Annotated in this window: 18 protein-coding genes; 11 read left to right on the forward strand and 7 right to left on the reverse strand. The window is 58.7% G+C overall.

Going from position 1 to position 21272, the window contains the following annotated elements:
• Window positions 1-10: 10 nt before the first annotated feature.
• On the forward strand, window positions 11-1762 hold the full coding sequence (locus tag HMPREF2710_RS08320; protein ID WP_049350049.1) for a pyruvate dehydrogenase: 1752 nt from the start codon (window positions 11-13) through the stop codon (window positions 1760-1762).
• A gap of 178 nt (window positions 1763-1940) precedes the next feature.
• Here HMPREF2710_RS08320 and HMPREF2710_RS08325 read toward each other — a convergent pair whose 3' ends face one another.
• Together HMPREF2710_RS08325 and HMPREF2710_RS08330 are read right to left on the reverse strand one after the other, a co-directional pair.
• The gene (locus HMPREF2710_RS08325) at window positions 1941-3347 is read right to left on the reverse strand and encodes a class II fumarate hydratase (protein WP_049341536.1); all 1407 of its coding nucleotides are present in this window, start codon (window positions 3345-3347) and stop codon (window positions 1941-1943) included.
• A gap of 224 nt (window positions 3348-3571) precedes the next feature.
• Window positions 3572-4291, reverse strand: coding sequence for a carbonic anhydrase (locus HMPREF2710_RS08330; protein WP_005508935.1), 720 nt, complete (start codon window positions 4289-4291; stop codon window positions 3572-3574).
• A gap of 417 nt (window positions 4292-4708) precedes the next feature.
• On the opposite strand from HMPREF2710_RS08330, the gene glpX reads away from it, so the two are divergent.
• On the forward strand, window positions 4709-5716 hold the full coding sequence (gene glpX, locus HMPREF2710_RS08335; protein WP_049327916.1) for a class II fructose-bisphosphatase: 1008 nt from the start codon (window positions 4709-4711) through the stop codon (window positions 5714-5716).
• Between the two features lie 197 nt (window positions 5717-5913).
• Here the strand turns inward: glpX and HMPREF2710_RS08340 are convergent, their stop codons facing one another.
• From HMPREF2710_RS08340 to HMPREF2710_RS08350, 3 genes are all read right to left on the reverse strand, one after another.
• On the reverse strand, window positions 5914-6915 hold the full coding sequence (locus tag HMPREF2710_RS08340; RefSeq protein ID WP_049341541.1) for a lipid II:glycine glycyltransferase FemX: 1002 nt from the start codon (window positions 6913-6915) through the stop codon (window positions 5914-5916).
• Between the two features lie 19 nt (window positions 6916-6934).
• Entirely contained in the window at window positions 6935-7573 is a 639-nt protein-coding gene (purE, locus tag HMPREF2710_RS08345) for a 5-(carboxyamino)imidazole ribonucleotide mutase (RefSeq protein WP_005506874.1), read from the reverse strand.
• 99 nt (window positions 7574-7672) lie between these two features.
• Window positions 7673-8863, reverse strand: a complete 1191-nt coding sequence (locus tag HMPREF2710_RS08350) for a 5-(carboxyamino)imidazole ribonucleotide synthase (RefSeq protein ID WP_049352097.1) — start codon at window positions 8861-8863, stop codon at window positions 7673-7675.
• A gap of 363 nt (window positions 8864-9226) precedes the next feature.
• Here HMPREF2710_RS08350 and HMPREF2710_RS08355 point away from each other — a divergent pair, with 363 nt between their 5' ends.
• The gene (locus tag HMPREF2710_RS08355; protein ID WP_012904046.1) at window positions 9227-9844 is read left to right on the forward strand and encodes a GtrA family protein; all 618 of its coding nucleotides are present in this window, start codon (window positions 9227-9229) and stop codon (window positions 9842-9844) included.
• 180 nt (window positions 9845-10024) lie between these two features.
• On the opposite strand, the gene HMPREF2710_RS08360 is transcribed toward HMPREF2710_RS08355, so the two are convergent.
• Window positions 10025-10825 carry a TIGR03089 family protein gene (locus HMPREF2710_RS08360; RefSeq protein ID WP_044150721.1) on the reverse strand — a complete coding sequence of 267 codons (801 nt, stop codon included), beginning with the start codon at window positions 10823-10825 and terminating at the stop codon, window positions 10025-10027.
• Window positions 10826-11519: 694 nt separating this feature from the next.
• Between HMPREF2710_RS08360 and HMPREF2710_RS09630 the strand changes: the two genes are divergently transcribed.
• The 3 genes from HMPREF2710_RS09630 (at window position 11520) to HMPREF2710_RS08375 (ending at window position 13659) form a co-directional block, all read left to right on the forward strand.
• Window positions 11520-11936 (forward strand): WhiB family transcriptional regulator, encoded by a 417-nt coding sequence (locus HMPREF2710_RS09630; protein ID WP_049362311.1) that lies wholly within the window; start codon window positions 11520-11522, stop codon window positions 11934-11936.
• A gap of 20 nt (window positions 11937-11956) precedes the next feature.
• Window positions 11957-12178 carry a DUF3499 family protein gene (locus HMPREF2710_RS08370; RefSeq protein ID WP_049346776.1) on the forward strand — a complete coding sequence of 74 codons (222 nt, stop codon included), beginning with the start codon at window positions 11957-11959 and terminating at the stop codon, window positions 12176-12178.
• A 146-nt stretch (window positions 12179-12324) separates the two neighbouring features.
• On the forward strand, window positions 12325-13659 hold the full coding sequence (locus tag HMPREF2710_RS08375) for a TIGR01906 family membrane protein (RefSeq protein ID WP_070600602.1): 1335 nt from the start codon (window positions 12325-12327) through the stop codon (window positions 13657-13659).
• 181 nt (window positions 13660-13840) lie between these two features.
• Here the strand turns inward: HMPREF2710_RS08375 and HMPREF2710_RS08380 are convergent, their stop codons facing one another.
• Window positions 13841-15487 carry a dolichyl-phosphate-mannose--protein mannosyltransferase gene (locus HMPREF2710_RS08380; RefSeq protein WP_049350057.1) on the reverse strand — a complete coding sequence of 549 codons (1647 nt, stop codon included), beginning with the start codon at window positions 15485-15487 and terminating at the stop codon, window positions 13841-13843.
• A 197-nt stretch (window positions 15488-15684) separates the two neighbouring features.
• Here HMPREF2710_RS08380 and rsmI point away from each other — a divergent pair, with 197 nt between their 5' ends.
• The 5 genes from rsmI to rsmA all read left to right on the forward strand — a co-directional run bounded on the left by rsmI (window position 15685) and on the right by rsmA (window position 21213).
• Window positions 15685-16650 carry a 16S rRNA (cytidine(1402)-2'-O)-methyltransferase gene (gene rsmI, locus HMPREF2710_RS08385; RefSeq protein WP_070600604.1) on the forward strand — a complete coding sequence of 322 codons (966 nt, stop codon included), beginning with the start codon at window positions 15685-15687 and terminating at the stop codon, window positions 16648-16650.
• 66 nt (window positions 16651-16716) lie between these two features.
• On the forward strand, window positions 16717-17790 hold the full coding sequence (locus HMPREF2710_RS08390; RefSeq protein ID WP_070600606.1) for a TatD family hydrolase: 1074 nt from the start codon (window positions 16717-16719) through the stop codon (window positions 17788-17790).
• A gap of 476 nt (window positions 17791-18266) precedes the next feature.
• Window positions 18267-19088 carry a glycosyltransferase family 25 protein gene (locus HMPREF2710_RS08400; protein ID WP_044150717.1) on the forward strand — a complete coding sequence of 274 codons (822 nt, stop codon included), beginning with the start codon at window positions 18267-18269 and terminating at the stop codon, window positions 19086-19088.
• Between the two features lie 385 nt (window positions 19089-19473).
• Complete coding sequence (locus HMPREF2710_RS08405; RefSeq protein ID WP_049346770.1) at window positions 19474-20295, forward strand: glycosyltransferase family 25 protein; 822 nt, start codon at window positions 19474-19476, stop codon at window positions 20293-20295.
• A 45-nt stretch (window positions 20296-20340) separates the two neighbouring features.
• Window positions 20341-21213 carry a 16S rRNA (adenine(1518)-N(6)/adenine(1519)-N(6))-dimethyltransferase RsmA gene (rsmA, locus tag HMPREF2710_RS08410; protein WP_049355014.1) on the forward strand — a complete coding sequence of 291 codons (873 nt, stop codon included), beginning with the start codon at window positions 20341-20343 and terminating at the stop codon, window positions 21211-21213.
• Window positions 21214-21272: the final 59 nt, after the last annotated feature.

Below are 21272 nucleotides of genomic sequence, written 5' to 3' on the forward strand. Positions count from 1 at the left end.
GAGGGTAATTATGAACTTGGCAGAACAGATTGTCGCACAGCTCGTCGAGGCCGGTGTCACGCGTATCTACGGCGTGGTGGGCGACTCCCTGAACCCCATCGTGGACGCAGTGCGCGCCTCCGGCGGCTCGAAGAACGGCGGTATCGACTGGATTCACGTGCGCCACGAGGAAGCCGCGGCCTTTGCCGCAAGCGCCGAGGCCCAGGTGACCGGTAAGCTGGCCGTGTGCGCCGGCTCGTGCGGTCCGGGCAACACCCACCTCATCAACGGTCTCTACGATGCCAACCGCTCCCACGCTCCGGTGCTGGCGATTGCTTCCCACATCCCCTCCGGCCAGATTGGTAGCGGATACTTCCAGGAAACCCACCCCGAGCGCATCTTCGAGGACTGCTCGGTCTACAACGAGATGGCAGTCTCTGGCCACCAGACCCTGCGCATCATCAACTCCGGTATGCGTCACGCTATCGCCCGCCGCGGTGTGGCCGTCGTATCGATTCCCGGCGATATTGCCATCCAGGATGCCGTTGACCACGTGCCCGCATGGGGCGACTACCGCCCCGGCACCATCGTCCCCGATGAGACCACCGTGCGCGACCTGGCCGATCGCATCAACGCGGCCAAGAAGATTTCGATTTTCGCTGGTGCCGGTGTGGCCGGTGCACATGATGAAGTCGTTCAGCTGGCCGACCGTGTCGCGGCTCCCGTGGGCCACACGATGCGCGGTAAGGAGTACATCCAGTACGACAACCCCTTCGATGTGGGAATGACCGGTCTTCTGGGCTACGGTGAGGCCGCAGAGGGTATGAAGGACTCCGACCTGATGCTCCTGCTGGGTACCGACTTCCCCTACGACCAGTTCCTGCCCAACGTGCAGACCGTTCAGATTGACCGTGCCGGCGAGGTGTTGGGCCGCCGTACCAACGTCGACCTGCTGATTGAGGCTGACGTTGCCGCAACCCTGAAGGCCGTTCTGCCCCTCGTGCAGCGCAAGAGCGACCGCTCGTTCCTGGAGAAGCTCCTGAAGAAGAACGAGAAGATCATGACCAAGGTCGTCGGCGCCTACACCCACAACCCCACCAAGGGCAAGATTCACCCCGAGTACGCCGCATCCGTGCTGGATGAGCTGGCCTCCGATGACGCCATCTTCACCGCGGACACCGGCATGTGCAACGTGTGGACCGCCCGCTACATCACCCCCAACGGCAAGCGCCGTCTGCTGGGTTCCTTCCTCCACGGCTCCATGGCGAACGCCATGCCTATGGCCCTGGGCGCCCAGATTGCCGAGCCTAACCGCCAGGTCATCTCGGTCTCGGGTGACGGTGGCCTGTCCATGATGCTGGGTGATATTCTGACAGCGGTCATGTACGATCTGCCGCTGACCATCGTGGTGTTCAACAACTCCACCCTGGGCATGGTGAAGCTTGAGCAGCTGGTTCAGGGCTTCGAGGACTTCGGCGTGGATGTGCCGCTCGTCAACTACGCCGACATCGCAACCGCCGCTGGTTTCCAAGCTCAGCGTGTTGAGAAGGCCGAGGACCTGGAAGGTGCGCTGCGCAACGCCCTGGCTCACCGCGGCCCCTCCCTGGTCGAGATCATTACCGACCCCAACGCTCTGTCGATGCCGCCCGAGGTCGAGGCCAAGCAGATCGTTGGCTTCGCCACCTCGCTCTCCAAGATTGCGCTGAACCGCGGCGCAGCGGAGGCCGTGGCAATGGCTCGCTCGAACCTGCGTAACATGTCCGCGTGGAGGCAGTTCAGCTAGTCCGTAAGGGATGCTTAACGCTACCGGAGGGGCCCGTCGAAAGGCGGGCCCCTCCGTCGTATCTACTACCTTTGCGCACGTGGGAGGCAAGACGAACATAAGAAATCGGGTGTGACGATACCGTGGGAACAGTAGCGCCACACCCGATTCTGTATGCGGTGTGATCAGACGATTTGGATTAGAAGTTGCCCAGCATCTTGGTGACGTCCAGAGCCGCATCCAGCTGCTCCTCGGTCACTTCGCCGCGCTCCACGTAGCCCAGAGCCACAACTGCCTCACGGACAGTCACCTTGTGAGCCACCGAGTACTTAGCGATCTTCGCAGCAGCCTCGTAACCAATCAGCTTGTTCAGCGGGGTCACGGTCGAGGGCGAAGCCTCAGCCAGGAAGCGGCAACGCTCAACGTTAGCGGTCAGACCGTCAATCATCTTTTCGGCGGCAACGCGAGAGACGTTAGCGAGCAGGCGGATCGACTGCAGCAGGTTAGCGGCCATCACCGGAATACCCACGTTCAGCTCAAACGCGCCGTTGGTGGAAGACAGAGCAATGGTTGCGTCGTTACCGATAACCTGAGCGGCAACCATGATGGTAGCCTCACAAATCACGGGGTTGACCTTACCGGGCATAATCGAGGAGCCGGGCTGCAGATCGGGGATGTGCAGCTCGCCCAGACCGGTGTTCGGGCCCGAACCCATCCAGCGGATGTCGTTGCTGATCTTCATCAGGCCGTACGCCAGGGTGCGCAGCTGACCGGAAACCTCAATCAGGCCGTCACGGTTAGCCTGAGCCTCGAAGTGGTTACGAGCCTCGGTCAGGGGCAGGCCGGTCTCCTCAGCAAGCAGCTCAATCACGCGAGCGGAGAAGCCGTCGGGGGTGTTGATGCCGGTACCCACAGCGGTACCGCCCAGGGGAACCTCAGCCACGCGAGGCAGGGAAGCGTTCACACGCTCAATACCGTAACGCACAGTTGCGGCGTAGCCGGAGAACTCCTGGCCCAGGGTGATGGGGGTTGCATCCATCAGGTGGGTACGACCGGACTTCACAACGTCCTTGAACTCAGCAGACTTGCGCTCCAGGGACTCAGCGAGCACCTCGAGAGCGGGAATCAGGTCCTTCACCAGAGCCTCGGTCACAGCAACGTGCACGGAGGTGGGGAAGACGTCGTTGGAGGACTGGGAAGCGTTCACGTGGTCATTGGGGTGAACCTCAATGCCCTTGGACTCCAGGGAACGGGTTGCCAGGGTTGCCAGAACCTCGTTCGCGTTCATGTTCGAGGAGGTACCGGAACCGGTCTGGAAGACGTCAATGGGGAAGTGGGCGTCGTACTTACCGGTTGCTACCAGATCCGCTGCGTCGCGGATAGCCTGGGCGCGCTCAGCGTCGAGCACCTTGAGTTCCTCATTGGCGGTCGCGGCTGCCTTCTTCACGAGGGCAAGCGCACGAATATGGGCGGATTCGAGGGTCTGACCCGAAATCGGGAAGTTCTCGACTGCGCGCTGGGTCTGTGCACGGTAGAGTGCATCAGCCGGAACGCGAACTTCGCCCATGGTGTCATGTTCAATGCGGTATTCAATGTTTTCAGCCATATCTCTAGGATAGGCGTTCAAAGTGGCTTACGTCGCCTCGAAAAGGTGTCAAAAGAGGAAAAACGCTCATAAATTTTGAGGCGTGAGAAGGCACGTAAAAACCCCGCCCCGGTAGATGTGCGAACACGCTACCGTGGCGGGGGTATCCCATAGAAAAATCTGTTGTTAAGTGCGAGCATGTGGGTTCTCGCGCTAAGGCTCGTAATGAGCGGAGAAGAGGAAACCTAGTCCAGGTTCTCGGCAACCACAACGCGCGGGGGAGTCTTCACGACCACCGGAAGCGTCTGAGTCGGCGGGTTCTGCGCGTCGTTCTTCTCCTCCGGCAGGGTCAGATCCTGCGAACTGAACACCAGCTCCGCCTTACCCTCCTTCAGATGGTAGAAGACACCAATCACGGCGACCTTACCCTCAACCACCGCATCCGAAATGATGTGGGACTGCTCAATAATGCGGATGGCGGTCTGGCGGGTGTGCTCACGCACCATGTCGTTAACGACCGGGTTCTCCGGCAGCTTCGGGGACATCACCGAAGGCAGGATGTGCTGCACCAGGTTACGGATGAAGCCGTGCGGCATCTCACCGGACTCCAAGGACTTGCTGGCCGCAGTCACAGCACCGCAGGAGTCGTGACCGAGAACCATCACAATGGGAGTCTCAAACTCATCAACCGCGTACTCCAACGAACCGAGCGCGGCATTCTCCAGGACGTGGCCGGCGGTACGCACCACGAACGCGTCGCCCAGGCCCAGATCAAAAATAATCTCTGCCGCGAGGCGAGAGTCACCGCAACCGAAAATCGAGGCGAACGGGAACTGACCCGATGCCAGGTCGGTACGGCGAATCGTGTCCTGGTTGGGGTGCTCGTTGCTGCCCTCAACAAAACGGCGGTTACCGTCCTTCAGACGCTTCCATGCTTCTGCGGGAGTCGGTTGGATGCCAGCCATGTGATGCTCCTTAGCGGACAAATACAGATAACGCGTGCCGTCGGAGGCAACGAATCTGCGAACGGGTATGTGGGGCTTCAGGCGCTCGCACTGAAGCTCAGCTCCTTGCCGGGAGCCTCCCGGAGAAAGAACCTACCTCAAATATGCCTTAAATATGCGAAAAATAGCTAGTTTGGCACGCCTTCACAACACCCAAAATCAGTGCCTCAGAGTGTATGAAGTGCCGAAGAGAGACACAGCCCTCACCAATTTGCCGCATCTGCTCACCTTAAAGTCAACACGCACGCAAACTCGTTCAGAACAAGAAAAACGAAGCGCCCGCGCGCTATCCTGAAAGGAGCACTACTGCGTCGGCGACTTCGTGCTGGAAAGAACCAGCCAGCCGACGGTGTATTCAGAAATCTCGAAGGTGAGTCTATGACTACGAACAACAACCACGGCGATCGCAACCTCGCAATGGAACTGGTCCGCGCGACTGAGGCAGCAGCAATTGCTGCAGGCCCCTGGGTCGGCGCAGGCGAAAAGAACCTCGCAGATGGTGCAGCCGTAGACGCAATGCGTTACCGCCTCTCCACCGTCAACTTCAACGGCACCGTTGTCATCGGTGAAGGTGAGAAGGACAAGGCTCCCATGCTGTACAACGGCGAGAACGTCGGCGACGGCTCCGGTCCCTCCCTCGACGTGGCGGTTGACCCCATCGACGGTACCCGCCTGACCGCACTCGGCATGGACAACGCCCTCTCCGTGATTGCTGTGGCAGACGGCGGCACCATGTTCGACCCCTCCGCAGTGTTCTACATGGAGAAGCTGGTCACCGGCCCCGAAGCCGCAGAGTTCGTCGACCTGCGCCTGCCCGTCAAGCAGAACCTGCACCTGGTCGCTAAGGCTAAGGGCAAGAAGGTCAGCGAGCTGACCGTATGCGTGCTGGACCGCCCCCGCCACGCCAAGCTGATCCAGGAGATTCGCGAGGCAGGCGCCCGTACCCGCATCATCCTCGACGGTGACGTCGCCGGCGCTATCGCAGCCTGCCGCGAAAACACCGGCGTGGACCTCATGCTCGGCACCGGCGGCACCCCCGAAGGCGTTGTCGCAGCATGCGCTATCAAGGCAACCGGTGGCGTCATCCAGGGCCGCCTGGCACCGACCGACGAGGCAGAACGTGAAAAGGCACTGGAAGCCGGCCACGACCTCGACCGTGTGCTGACCACCAACGACCTGGTCACCAGCGACAACTGCTTCTTCGCCGCAACCGGTATCACCGACGGCAAGCTGCTGCGCGGCGTGCGCTACAGCAAGAACGTTGTGACCACCCAGTCGCTGGTTATGCGTTCCTCCTCGGGTACCGTGCGTACCGTTGAGGCAGAGCACCGCCTCTCCCGCCTGCGCGAGATTCTCTCGCACACCAAGAGCCCCGAAGAACAGTAATCTTCGAAGCGCAGTAATCCTCGAAGAGCAGTAATCTTCGCCCTCGCAAGGGCTGAGGAGCCGCGCTAAGACTCCTCAAACATTGCACATACATACACAGGGAGCCGCCCCACCGAAGAACTCGGTGAGGGCGGCTCCCTCATGTATTTAGCTTTTAGTTCTCAGGATACGCCCCAGTAAGGACGAGCCTGAACCCGTTAGCGAGAGCGGAAAGACTGAACCTTCGCCTTCGCCTTCGCCACAGCATCACGAACAGCCGGACGAGCCTTGTACGCCAGCGTGTAGGCGCGGTAACCCAACGAGGTTACCGGAACATCCCAGGTACCCGGGTACTCCACCGACTCACCGCCGAAGGACTTCTTGAACTTCGTGAAACCAGCCCACTCGTGATCCGGCTGATCCTCCGGCGCAATACCGAAGAGGTCAACGTACTTCAGACCCTTGCGCTTAGCGTCCAGGATAAAGTTCGTCACCACCACAACACCTGCACTAAGGTTGCGGTGCTCAAAAGAAGCCGCAGCGTGCGCGTAGGTGCGGGTGTCATCCGAATCGTACACAAACGCCGCCGCGATCGGGGTGCTCTCACCGTTCTCATCGGTCAGCTTCGCAATGTACAGGGACGCCGCACCGGCGGGCATCAGCACGCGAGCAACCTGCATCAGGTACTCATCCTGCTGACGGTTAAAACCGTTACGGTCCGCGGTTTCCTCGAGGAAGCCGAAGAGAATCGTCATATCCGAGGGATTGGTCGAAACCTCAACGGTCACCCCCTTTTTGTGGAGATTACGATGACGATTACGGTAACTGGGGATCATTCCCTTGAGGATTTCGTCCTCAGAGCCCGAAAGATCAATAATCTGAGTGTGCGAAGGCTGCACCTGGCGAGGAGCCAGAACCGCGCCGCGACGAGCCAGGAAAGTAGCCGCATCCTGATCGCCCCAAATAGCGGATTCAGTGGGTTCAATGCGCACAAACAGGCAACGAAGCTTCGCAGCCTCTTCCTTCAATGACGCGAGAGCCTCATCAAAAGCCACAGCGCTGGAGGCGACCGGTCCGTACGGGCTGTACAGGTAGCGGCCGGTAGCGCCGCCCTCAACGGTTGCAAGGTACGACCAGCCGTTACCGCTTTTACGAATTACGGTGTGACCATTAGATTCCTGAAAACGTGCCCAAATATCGGACTGAAGAATATTGCTCATACTTCTAGTGTATCCGAGCTTAGGGAACGTAAGCCTGGGGCTCCGACGAGGCCTCGGGAGCAGAAGCGGGGCGGGGGGCGGAGGAGCTCTCCTCCGCCTCGCGCTCGGCCGCTGCCTTAGCCTTCGCCTCGGCAACTCGGGTGCGCAGAGCGGCTCCCTTGTCCATCGCGGTCTGGCGCAGATCCTGAGAGAACTGACGCAAATCAGCGTGAACCTGCTGAGCAAACGCATCGGTACCCGAACCCAGAATACGCAGAGCCAGCAGACCCGCATTGCGAGCACCGTTAATGGAGACGGTAGCTACCGGAACACCGGCGGGCATCTGAACAATCGACAGCAGCGAGTCCATGCCCTCGAGGTTCTTCAGACGCACCGGAACACCAATCACAGGCAGAGCGGTGACGGAAGCGAGCATACCGGGCAGGTGAGCGGCGCCGCCGGCGCCAGCAATAATCACGCGAATACCGCGGCTGTGAGCCTTCTTGCCGTACTCAATCATGTCCTCGGGCATGCGGTGTGCAGAAACAACATCAGCCTCGTAAGGGATGCCGAACTCGTCCAGAACCTCGGCTGCGGCCTCCATGACCGACCAGTCCGAATCCGAACCCATCACAATGCCAACAATGGGCTGGGAAGAATTATAGGGAGACTGAGACATAATCCTCATATCCTTTCAGGATGCGGTGGCGAACCACCATCAATAGGGTGCGTCGGATACGCAGGATACTCTCACCCCACGCACCGGCTAAAAATAGGGCTACAGGGGGCGGCCGTCACGCAAAATGGAGGCGGCATTCGCGGCGCTATGGCGCAACGCCTCAAGCTCAGCCACCGTGCCGGTAATGTTCACGTGACCAATCTTGCGGCCCGGGCGGGTTTCCTTGCCGTAGAAGTGAATCTTTGCGCGCGGTTCAGCTGAAAGCGCCAGCGGGTAGACGCCGAAAATGTCTTCGTTCTCGCCGCCCAGGTAGTTCTTCATCACGGCAACACCCTCCAGCACGGAGGTATCACCCAGCGGCAGGTCAAGTACCGCACGCAGATGCTGCTCAAACTGGCTGGTCACCGAGCCGTCCTGAGTCCAGTGGCCGGTATTGTGCGGGCGCATCGCCAGCTCGTTGATGTAGAAGCCGGCGGGGGAGCCGGGCACCTCGAAAAGCTCAGCAGCCATGACACCGGTGACCCCCAGCTCGGAGGCAATGGTCACCGCGGCGGCTGCGGCAGCCTCCGCAATCTCGGGGTCCAGGTCCTGCGCGGGTGCAATAACCTCATCACAGATGGAGTTCACCTGGATGGTCTCAACAACCGGCCAGGGACGCACCTCGCCGCTTTCACGGCGAGCCACTAGAGCGGAGAGTTCACGGGTAAAGGGAACCTTCTCCTCGGCAAGCAGGGCGGAGAAATCGGTGCGGGAAGGCAACTGCTCGAACCACGCAGTACTGCGCTCGCGAGCCTCCTCGGGGGAATCCAGGACGAGTACGCCCTTGCCGTCGTAACCGCCGCGCGGGGTCTTCAGCACCATGGGCCAGCCAATTTCATCGCCGAAGGCGAGCAGTTCGTCCAGGGTAGAAACCTTAGCCCAGCGGGGGTTCGGCAGGCCCAGACGCTCAATAGCGGCGCGCATCAGGAGCTTGTCCTGAGCGTACTGGAGAGCTTCGGGACGGGGCTGAACATTCACTCCCTCCGCCATGAGGGTGCGCAAAAATTCGGTGGGCACATGCTCATGGTCGAAAGTGATGACATCCTTGCCGCGAGCAAATTCGCGGAGGGTGTCCAAATCCTTGTAGTCCCCGACGGGGGCGGTACGTACCGCCGCCACGGCGCCGACGGTGGGCGCCTCCGCGAGAATCTGCAGGTTCAGGCCAAGGTTAGTTGCTGCGGGTGCCATCATGCGGGCCAGCTGGCCGCCGCCGATGACACCAATTACGGGTCCAGTCACAGGGTAAGTCACATCACCTAAGTGTACCGGGTTCGGAGTGTTTATGGGAGCAAGACCACATGAAGGTCGCAGAATGGGTTCAACTGGGCTTCAGAGCCCAATATTTGGGCGTGAATACCGGAAGAAATCGTAAAAACCTGCCTTCTGCGCGGTCAGGCAGAGACGAAACTATCAGCGCATGATGAAAAGAGTCACCCGGTAGCTGAGAGGTCTATGGAAAAACTCCCAAAGGGACAAACAACGTACCGGGACTGTACTAACATATAAGAGCTTGTAAAAGAGACCGAAGCGCCACGCAGTGACAACGTAACCAACGCTCACCGTCGCAGCATCGGCACCTTTTTCTCCGATAAAACCCCGCTAGATAGGCCCCGCATGAGCGCACAGACGAAACCGACCATTACCGAACGCCTGAAATCCCTCTGGGACAGCTACGGTATTGAGGTTCTCAAATTCGGTACCGTGGGCGGCGCCGCCTTCATCGTCAACTCTGTGACGGTGTGGGTGCTGATGATGACCATCATGTCGGAGTCCCACACCAAGGCGAAGGTTGTAGCGAGTGTTGTCGCAACCATCTTCTCCTGGCTCATGAACCGCCTGTGGACCTTCCGCGACTCCCGCTCCGAAAACTGGAAGCGCGAAGCTATCGAGTTCGGTCTGGTGAACCTGCTCGGTATTCTCGTCGAAGCCGGCTGTGTGGCATTCAGTACCTACGTGCTGAACCTGCGTACCCCCGAGGCGTCCTTCATCTCCGGTACGATTATCGGTACCATTCTGGGCACCATTCTTCGCTACTTCCTCTACCGCTTCTGGGTGTACGGATCGCACCGCAAGCAGGTTGAAAAGGGCGAAGGCACCGACCACGAAGAGCTCGGCCGCATGTTTGATGAGGCCGCCGCCATTCTCGACGGCGAAGAAACCACCAAGCAGAAGGCACGCTCTGAGGCGGCTGCATCCGAGGCGCAGTCGAAGCCCGGCTCGCAGAACTCCTAAGCTCCTCGGATTGTAGAAGCAGCATAGTTAGAACGTGATATAACGATTCATCCCCCGATACGAACGGTATCGGGGGATGAATCATTTAAACCCCTATGTGCTTGTTGGTGCTGTGTCTGTTGGTACCCTGCGCGGTCGTTAGCCTTCCGCGCGATTTTTCGGGCAACAGGGGAAGGCGCATTATGCGCGGGGAATCTCCACCGCACGCTCAGCAACCATCAGAGAGGCCAGCTGTCCATCCTGCCAGTTGACGCTCGGGTCAGCCACAAACACCGCATGCCCCGAAGCCAAAATAGCTAGCACCTCCAGCAGAGCGCTCAGGGTCGCCTCCGAAGCATCAAAACCGTAGTCGGGGCTCAACTCCAGTGCGAGCGCCCGCTGCCCCGAAGGTAGCGTGTACCCCGCCGTGCGATAGGTCTGTGCCTGCGCAAGAACCTGCTCGTAGGCTTCCGCATAGCTGAAACCCTCAATAATTTCTGCCGAATCATCGGGAAGTAGACCCGAGTACTGGTCGCCAAAGCTGCGCACCAGAGCGCAGTAATCGAGTACCTCCTCGGCGTGCGGAGCCAGTGCCTGCAGATCGCCGGTGTAGGAAAGAGCCAGCGGCGCACGGTCAACCGCCAGAAGGTACGCGGGGTCATTCGTGTAGCCCGCCTCCTGCTCGGTGCAGACCACGGCAACCAGCGGCTCGTCCTGATCGAGGATCGCGCCCACGCGCAGAGCCGCCAGACCCAGAACAATAGTGCGCCAGTGCAGGGGAGCCTGCAGATCAAAACCTTCATCGGGCGCCAGTTCGCATTCTTCAACCAACAGGTTTGCGCTCTTGTCTACCCAGTTCATGAGGACCCTGCCGGAGAGCTCAATACGCTCGCCTGCCGCCGAATACCAGATGAGGGCGGGAGTTTGTTGAGTGCTGAGTTTCTCGAAGAAACGGTTCAGAGTCGTGGGCGCGGACGCGCCGGTGGGGGAGAGAGTAACCATGGGTTTCACTCTACCTCACGGTTCAGAAGGAGCGGAGGCGCAGGGACAATTCCGGGAGCGGAGAGGAGGGGAGGGCCGATTGCCGGGCTAGAAAAGTACAGAAGTAAAGTAAAAACTTCTGATGGTGCTTGAAAAAACCTAATGATGAAAAACCTTTGCACTAACTAAGGTCCTATTTTGAAATAGGGCATGCAGATAAATTGGGAATATAAATGTTTCGCAATAAGCCTGGAAAAATATGCAGAACATGGATGTCAAAAAGATAAACTTTTCTTTTCGAATTTCCTGAAAATTTCTGGGAGTGGGGTTTGGGGGATTCCTACAGGGGGTTGCACCGCCGACTTCCCTTATATTTGCGGTCAAGATGCGGAATTTGCATGCGGCGGCAAGTGGTCCTGAAAGGGGAAATTTGAGGCTGGCTCAAGATGTGACCAGGGGCAAGTGAAGGGGTGAAAAATATATAAAGGTCAAATTCACATTAAATATGACGCCTGTAACATATACATCTGAACATTGATTAAGTCTAGTTTGACGAAACGGCGTGTCGCACGTCTAATAGATATATAAGCGTGTTTGCTCTGGAAGGGACCGTAGAGGCCAGAGCAAACCATGCCACACCATACACACGAAGATTCCGTCCACGACGGATCCGCAGACTCATTAAGTTCACAATGAGAATACGGAAGGAAAACCCATGGGCTCCTACATTGCATCCGACCGCTCTGTCGCGGCCGCGCGCGCATCAGGCGCTCAGCGCCGTAGCATGAATCCCACTCAGCCCCTCGAAAAAGCCGCCGACGCCTTTCTCACAGAAGCAGAACGAAACATGCCTGCCTGCACCGACGTATGGACCGCCGCGGCAGGACTCTACGGAACCGAAGGCGAAGACGGAGAACTCGCCTGGCAAGCTGAAGCGCTTTGCGCCCAAACCGACCCCGAGGCCTTCTTCCCCGAGAAGGGCGGCTCCACCCGAGACGCCAAAAGGGTATGCGGTGTATGCCCCGTGCGCGAAGAATGTCTACAATATGCAATGGACAATGACGAGCGCTTCGGAATTTGGGGCGGGCTGTCAGAACGTGAACGCCGCCGACTGCGCAAGCAGGCGAGCTAAGCCAGGAAGGTACCATCTACATGCAGACCGCACGACTGTGCTCCCGCCAGACCTGCCAGCGAGAGGCGACTGTTACTCTCCACTACTCCTACGCAGACTCCACGGCACTCATTGACGCGCTCTCTGAATTTCGCGAACCCCACGCCTACGACCTCTGCGACGACCACGCCGCACGACTGACGGCACCTCAGGGTTGGCGAGTGGTCTACAAGGTACCCGTTCAGGACACCACCGAATCCTAGAATTCAAAACTAAGAATTAAACACCCGAATGCAAAGAACCTTCCGCGAATTCATGCGGAAGGTTCTTTGCGTATGAGAAACTGGCAGATAGTACAGACACCCGCAACTCACTCAAACACCGATCACTCGAAAAGAACGCGAGATCAATGAGCAAAGAAACACACCGAGGAATGTGGGGCGCACTGCGCCCGGCCATCCGCCGAAATAGCGCCGAAGAACTCCTCAAAGCTCGTCGAGCAGAGACCGTGACCAGCGAACCGGCACCGCACACCGGCGCATTTGGCCGCATCGCAGCAGACGTACCCACCGTCGCCGAAGAACCCGACCTGCCTACCGGCTCTGTACCCGTCGTCCCCGCACGCAGCAAACTCCGTGAACAGGGCGTCGGTACCCGTGTGCGCACCCGCACCAACGTCTCCACAGGCTTCGTGCCCCTCGTGCGCGATTCGAAGAGCACCCCCAAAAACCCGACGCTCAGCGACCTCAACCGCGAAACCATGCAGCGCGCCGCCGAAGCAGAAGCCGCGGCAGCAGCGGAAGCTGAAAAGGCCGCCGAAGCAGAACCCGTCGCTACCGCGGAGGCAGCAAGCGCCTCCACCGCCGGACGCAAGTACCGCACCGAAACCACCCGCACCGGCCACACCCAAGCGGTCGCAGACCCCAACGCGCCCCTGTCCTCCCTGGCTGCCTCGCCCGAAGCTGCAGAACGCGCCGCAGCCCGCGAAGACGCCGTGGAAGACACCCCGCGCTTCCTTAAGCTCCGCGCAACCCTCATCGCGCTCACCGTACCGCTGACCGTAGTCATGATCGCGATCCGCGCTGTAGCCTCCGCGCCCTTCCTCTGGCTCGAATACCACCGCCCCGGATTCCCCGAAGACAGCTACGGCTACTACCTCGTCGAGAGGATGCGCCTGGGCTCCTACGGCGTGGATTACATCAACAACTTCGCGCCGCGCGAATACCTCGCCCGCGTCACCACCGGTGCCGACAACACCCTCGCCTTCACCGAAGCAGAAGTGAACCACATGCACGACGTGAAGTGGGTGCTGCTCATCGCCACCGTAGCCGTAGCTGCTCTCTTCCTGGTGACGCTCTTCAGCAGCATCTCTCTGCGCGAGCGCGCCCCCGGAACCATTCGCCGTAGCCTCTTCGTCGGCACCTGGATTACCCTGGGACTCATCGTGGTGCTCGGTGTTGTGGGCGTCTTTGGTTGGGAGTGGCTGTTCACCACCTTCCACCAGGTGTTCTTCCCGCAGGGCAACTGGGAATTCTCCGTACGAAGCTCCCTGATTCGCCTCTACCCGCCGCAATTCTGGATCGACGCGGCAATCGCCGTAGCGGTCCTCGTAGCAGCGCAGATTACGCTCCTGCTCGTGACCACCTGGCCCACCAAATACCGCAAGCTTAAGGCAGAACGCCGCCGCCAGGAACGCCAGGAACTGCGCGTCAAGCTCGCCTCCGCACGAGTCGGCGACAACTAAAAATCATCAGCCACTTCCCCGTGCAAACCAGCGCGGAAAGGGCACCCAAAGGGGGCTGGGCTCTACCACACGGTAGACCCCAGCCCCCTTCGCTATACCCAAGCTCGCATCGCTCGCGCCTGAACCCAGGACTAAACCTGAGTCTAAGACCAGGTCTAAAACCTCAGCCTAAAACTCAAGCCTAAATCCAGGACTTAAACCACATATGCGAATACCACTGCTCATACGGAATCACCTGAGCAGTCCACAGCGGCATAAAGTACGCACTCAACATCAGCACACCCACCAGGTAAATCGCCACCAGCGTCACGCCCAAACGGGCACGCAACACCGAACCGCGAGCACCCGACAGTGCCAGACCCAAAACACCCGCCAACAGCAGGATCAGGAACGGCTCAAAGGACAGAGCGTAGAAATAAAACATCGTGCGAGTCGGGTACATAAACCACGGGAAATAGCCCGCACCGAACACAACCAGCAGCGCACCAAAACGCCAATCACGCTTCAGCACCAAAACCAGAAGCGCCACAATAATCGCCGGAATAAAAGCCCACCAAATCGCCGGGTTACCGATATTCAAAATAGCCTCGGAACAGGACTTCACGGTACAACCCGAAGAACCCAGCTTCGGCGACTCATAGTAGTACGAGGTCGGGCGACCCAAAACCAGCCACTGCCACGCCTGCGAAGAATACGTATGCGGGCTACTCAAACCAGAATGGAACTTAAATGCCGAGACATGGTACTCCCACAAGGAACGCAAATCCTCAGGAAGCCACATGACACCCTTGCCCGGGTTCTCAACAGCCCAACGGCGGAAATACGCATTCGACGACTGGAACCAGCCCGCCCAAGTGCTCAGATACACCAGCAGACCCACACCAATCATCTGGAAGAAGGCGGGGATGCCGTCACGCACCAGCGCCGTCAAACCCCACTTGTGCAGACCCACAATACGGCGAGCATTAATATCCCAGAACACCGTCAGCAGACCCATCGCCGCAACGAAGAACAGCGAATTCCACTTCACGCCCACCGCGGCACCGGCGCACACACCGGCAGCGAAACGCCACAGGCGCAGACCCATGCTCGGGCCCCACGGCATCGGCGGAAGCACACCGCCATTCTGGCGTGCCGCCTCCGCAATATGGCGTGCCAACACGCGCCGCGCCTGAATACGGTCAAGCACCAGACACGCAAAAGTCGCCAAAATCCAGAACATCTGGAAAATATCCAGCAGAGCCAAACGAGACTCCACCAGCATCAGACCATCCACAGCAGCCAGCAGCGCCGCAATAGTCGCCACCGTCATCGAACGGAACAGCAACCAGCCAACATAGGCAATCAACGCCACCGACAGGGTGCCAATCACCGCAGCAGAAACACGCCAACCAAAGGGATTATTATCACCAAAAATCGCCATGCCCGCTGCGATCATCCACTTACCCAACGGCGGATGCACCACATACTCCGGCGAATCCGTCAACAGGCCCGACGGGTGACCCGCCGCAAAGGACGCATTAGCGTCCTTCGACCAGCTCAACTCGTAGCCATAATGCACATACGAGTAAGCGTCCTTGGCGTAGTAGGTCTCATCAAAAACAATGGCGTTCGGATGCGCCAAATTATAAAAACGCAGAATACCGGCAACCAGCACAATCAGTGCGGGCGCCAGCCAACCCCAACGCGGGGCACGAATATAGGCAACAGCGAGCGCATCCAGCAGCGAATCGAGGCTGTAACGACCACGTTCAGACGAAGAACGGGCAGAACCAGCCGAACCAGCCGGAGCGGCAGATGCGGGAGAAAGTAGCTTAGGTATCTTCACCCCATCAATCCTAAAGGGTCAGAACGCACGATGCACCATTTCAGCCCGTGAACAGCATATATGACGCGCTCGGAGCCCCACCCGCACTAGCTACTTCTATCGGCGGGCTCACCCGGTAAGCCCACCCGGCACCGGATTGAGCGCGGGCGTTACACTTAGTGGGTACACGAAGACCAGACACAGACATGAGGCCTGCCATGACCGCACCCGCAGAATACACCGAAGAAACCGCCGCCCCCTCAGAAACCACAGCCCCCTCAGAAACGGTCGAGGCACCCCAGACTGACACCGCTGATACCGCTGACACCGCCGTCACCGCCGAAGAAGGCGGCGTGCTCATCCTCGGCGGCACCCCCATCGGCAACCTCGCTGACGCCTCCGACCGACTGCGCTCAGCCCTCGCCACCGCAGATCTCATCGCCGTCGAAGACACCCGCAAGCTACGAACCCTCGCCTCCGGGCTTGGTGTGCGCACCCGCGGCCGCATCATCGTCAACCACGACCACAACGAAGCCGAACGTAGCGAAACCATCGTGCAGGCGGTACAGGACGGTCAGCGTGTGCTGCTGCTCTCGGACGCGGGCATGCCCGCCATCTCCGACCCCGGCTACGTTGCCGCCGCAGCCGTCGCAGAAGCCGACCTGCCCGTCACCGTGGTGCCCGGCCCCTCCGCCGCGTTGACCGCGCTCGCGCTCTCCGGTTTGCCCACCGGACGATTTACCTTTGAGGGTTTCCTCGCCCGCAAGGGCTCCGAGCGTTCGCGCCGCCTCGCCTCGCTGGCGGGGGAGGAGCGCACCATGATTTTCTACGAATCCCCGCACCGTACCGCCGCAACCCTGGCAGACTTCGTGCAGATCTTCGGCGCTGACCGCCGTGGAACTGTCAGCCGTGAGCTAACCAAGCTCCACGAAGAGGTTCGACGCGGTACCCTGGCAGAGCTTGCCGAATGGGCTGAGTCTGAGCGCGTCCGCGGCGAAATCGTCATTATTGTCGAGGGTGCACAAGCCCCCGAAACCCCCGAAGCACAGGACGTAGTGCAACTGGTCCTCGACCGTGTAGCGGGCGGCGAGCGCCTCAAGAGCGCCTGCGCCGCGGTTGCCGCTGAGACCGGCACCTCCAAGCGCGACCTGTATGAGGCGGCACTGGCTGCCCGCTCCGAATAGCCCAGAATCACCGCGCAATTTTACCCCCTAAGTTTTACCCCGCTGTTTTATCCCGAGGATTTATCAATGTGTCAGAGCTATCCCGGTCCTGAAATCACCCAGGAGTACCTGAACTCCCTCGCCGCCCTGGCGAACTACACCCTGCCCACCCCCGCGGCACTTCAGGCAACCGCCCTGCCTAACGGCTGGACGCCTGTCCCCGGTGAAGTCCCCGCACCCTATAAGGCGGAACTCTACACCGGCATCAGCGACGCCGAAGGGGGAGAAGGCACCCGCCGTCGCTCCACCACCGGCGAGAACGGCCGCAGCCGTAACCTGGTCTTCCCTCCCGCCCCCGAGCCGCTGCCGTACCCCATCGTGGATAACCACACCCACATGGACCTGCTCGACGGCGAAGTGGAAATCAGCGCCCGCGATGCAATCGACGCCGGCGAAAAGCTCGGCATCGCCGGCATTGTGCAGGTCGGATACGATATCCCCTCCTCCCTGTACGCGGTCGCCGCCGCGCAGGCTGATGAGCGTGTCCTCGCCGCCATTGCGATTCACCCCAATACCGCCCCCGAGCTGGCTACAGCCGGTCAGCTGGAGGCGGCGCTAGCCACCCTCGACGAGCTCGCCACCGCCGACCGTGTACGCGCTATTGGTGAGACCGGCCTGGACTATTTCCGCACCGGCGAGGAGGGTAAGGAAGCACAGCACTACAGCTTCCGCGAGCATATTCGCATTGCGAAGAAGCACAACCTGGCGTTGCAGATTCATGACCGTGACGCGCACGAGGATGTTGTGCGCATCCTGGATGAAGAGGGCGCACCGGAACGTACCGTGTTCCACTGCTACTCGGGCGGCCCGGAGCTTGCCGCGATCTGCAATGAGCGCGGCTGGTACATGAGCTTTGCCGGCACGGTGACTTTCAAGAACTCGAAGGGTATTCAGGAGTCGTTGGTGATGGCTCGTCCGGAGCTGATTCTGGCTGAGACGGATGCGCCGTTCTTGACCCCGCATCCGTTCCGTGGCCGCCCGAATGCGTCCTACATGACGAACTACACGGTGCGGTTCATGGCGGCTCACCGCGGTGAGGAGCTGGAGGCGCTCTGCCGCCGTATCCGTGAGAATTCGGAGCGCGTTTACGGTCAGTGGTAGGCGCGTACAGCCTGTAGCGGAGAGCTACTCTGGATCGCCTGCGTATTGCCTTGGCTCCAAAGATGCGTTTGGCGAATGCAAAGAACGCCCTGGACGCCACCATTGATGAGGTGAAGCAGCGTCTGGGCAAGGCGAAATAAGTAAGCCTCTTTGAGAAAGCCTTTCTTTGTCATATATGTATGGCGGGGAGAGGCTTTTTTGTAGCTATTTTCAGCTCTAGTGCGTGAGGTAGCATGTAACGTGCGAGACATAACAGGGGGCCGTACGCCAATTGTTGGGTACTATCATTCAATTGAATGATAGTGTATTTTTATACATACGATTCATCACTCACTGACTGGGCGACTTGTTATCGTGCGCGCATATTTTCTGCGCGCTTTGCGTTTGTCGTTGCCAAGTCAATACTCGGCACTCATGCGTGGCTTCTGTCGTTTCAGATAAAGACTGTATGGGCGTGCCACAGCAAAGGGAAAACCATGGCAAAAATCCTGAAATACGTTCTGGGACTGGACGACGCGAACCGTTTTGATTCTTTCTTCTCGGTGGGGGCACCCGCTCAAGATTTTCAGCGTTATTCTGCGGTGGATAACCGCGATGATCACGTCACTGATGCGCAATTCGATAGCAAGCAGTTCTTGGCTCGTTACGGTAAAGAGCCGAGGCCTGCCGAGAAGGGTTGCGCTTTGAGCCACTACCACATGTGGAAGGACTTCCTCGCTTCAGATGCCGACTGGGCTTTGTTTGCTGAGGACGATGTCCTCATTTCCCCTGACCTGCAACCTGTAGTGGATAGGATTATCGAAAAGTATCCTCACGTGCAGATGGTTAACCTGGGCGATATCTACGCTTCTGAAGCTGGCAAGCTCACCCCGCAGGTTGATTACCCTCGTCTTTCGTTGCTTTCTCCTTTTGTGTACGGCAAGTACCGTATGGGTAATGCCTATGGTTCAAAGCCTCTGTATGGTGCTGCCCTGTATCTTCTTTCGCGTTCTGGGGCTGAACGACTCGTGGAATGTTATGGAGAGACGGTTCCTGGCGTTGTTGCCGATGATTATTCCCTCTATCGAGAATGGGGGGTAGACGTATATTTGGTGCAACCCGGTCTATGCGGTTGGGAAGGTACTAGCCTCATTCAAACTTCTGGCGTTCGTCACTTGGAAAGCCTCAAGAGCACGCAGCATGGCACTGGTTTTCTCGATCGGTTGCGCATCGCCCTGGCGCCGAAGAAGCGTATTGCGAACGCGAAGAATATTCTGGAAGCCACCATTGATGATGTGAAGCAGCGCCTGGGACGATAACCCAGAGACGGATTGGGCTACTGTCATCACATAAAAATCTAAATATGTGGGTCTTCTGCCTGTCCAGTATCCCCTCCCTATTGTGTATATCCGGTAGGGAGGGGATTTTTGCTGTGCACCAGTACGACGCGTGCCACATCGCGTTTTAACCTGAGGAGACCTGAGATTGGCGCATGGTGAATGATAGAATTCTTTTTACGTTGCACTGCGGTGTGCGTATTTATCACACGCTCAATATTTCAGACTCCCTGCCGTTTACGCACTGATTTTTAAGATTGATGAACCCCTCTGTTGTGCAGGTGGTCTGAAGTTCTGAAAACTCATCATTAACCGACGCGATCTTCTACTGCTTAGGTCTTCTGGATGAGCTATTGAAGGGAAAAACATGGCAAAGATTCTGAAGTATGTTCTGGGCCTGGATGGCGCGAACCGTTTTGACTCGTTCTATTCGGTGGGCGCACCCGCGCAGGATTTTGTCCGTTATTCTGCGGTGGATAACCGCGATAATCACGTCACTGATGAAGAATTTGACGTTGAGTTTTTCCGTAGCCGCTGGCATCGCGACCCGAGCCCCGCGGAGAAGGGTTGCATGCTTAGCCACGTGAAGATGTGGCGTGACTTTGTTGCGAGCGACGCCGACTGGGCACTGATTGCTGAAGACGACATTCTTCTTTCTCCGGATGCTGAGGCGGTGGTGAACGCAATCATCACGAAGTACCCGCAGGTGCAGCTGGTGAACCTCAGCGATTCTTTTGCGAATGATGCCGGCAAGCTGAACCCGCAGGTGGAATACATCCGCCTGTCTCTGCTGTCTCCTTTTGTACACGGTAAGTACCGTATGGGTAAGCCGTACGGTACTTGGCCCCTGATTTGCACCGGTCTGTACCTGATTTCCCGTTCGGGTGCTGAGCTGTTGCTCAAGCAATTTGAGGATAAGGTACCGGGCACCGTAGCTGATGATTACAAGCTGTACCAGCAGTGGGGTGTGGATGTGCGTTTTGTGCAGCCTGGCCTGTGCGGCTGGGAAGGCAGCAGCGTCATTTTGGAATCCGGTAAGCGTCATCTGGATAAGGTGAATAGTCTCCAGCACGGTACTGGTCCGCTGGATCGAGTGCGTATCGCTTTGGCACCGAAGAAGCGTATTACAAATGCTAAGAACGCTCTGGAAGCCACTGTTGATGAGGTAAAGCAGCGTTTCTCGCGGTAACCTAAACTGTAACCTCCCCACCATCCACCTATGTGAAGGAACGCTGTGAACGATCTGCCCCTGCTCGGCCCTGCTGAGATTCGTGAGCTTGCCGAGATGCTCGGTATTCGTCCTACGAAGACTCTTGGGCAGAACTTTGTGATTGACCCTAATACGATTCGTCGTATTGTCAACGCGGCAGAGATTTCACCGGAGGAGACGGTGCTGGAGGTCGGCCCGGGCCTGGGTTCGTTGACCCTCGGCATCCTGGACGCTGCGAAGGATATGGTGGCGGTGGAGATTGACCCGCCGCTGGCTCAGCAGCTTCCGCACACGATTGAGAAGTTCCGCCCTGAGAAGGCGGGCGATATTGATGTGGTGCTCATGGACGCCCTGAAGGTCACCGAGCTGCCTCGCACTCCGGATGCTCTGGTGGCGAACCTGCCCTATAACGTGGCGGTTCCGGTGCTTCTGCACCTGTTTGCGCAGTTCCCGAGCATTCGTCACGCCCTGGTGATGGTTCAGGACGAGGTCGCCGACCGTCTTTCGGCGACCCCGGGTTCAAAGATTTACGGTGTGCCCTCGGTGAAGGCTAATTGGTATGCCGAGGTGTATAAGGCGGGCGTGATTGGCAAGAACGTGTTCTGGCCTGCGCCGAAGATTAACTCGGGCCTGGTGGGTTTCCGTATGCGCGAGGAGCCTCTCTCTACCGTTGACCGTGACCTGGTGTTCACGATTGTGGATGCCGCTTTCGCTCAGCGCCGTAAGACTCTGCGCGCTGCGTTGAGTTCCTGGGCGGGTTCGGGTGCGCGTGCGGAGCAGATTCTGGTGGCTGCCGGTATCGCTCCGACGGAACGCGGTGAGAAGCTAGATATTCACGGCTTTATCCGCATTGCGGAGGCTTCGCTGACTATTCCGGCTGAGCCTGTAGCGGAGTAGCTTCTTTCCGCTCTGAATTTTTCACTGACGTTCTCACGCGAGTTCCCGCGCGAAAGGTG

Origin of the sequence: Rothia sp. HMSC069D01 (assembly GCF_001810135.1) — a bacterium.
GTDB lineage: Bacteria > Actinomycetota > Actinomycetes > Actinomycetales > Micrococcaceae > Rothia.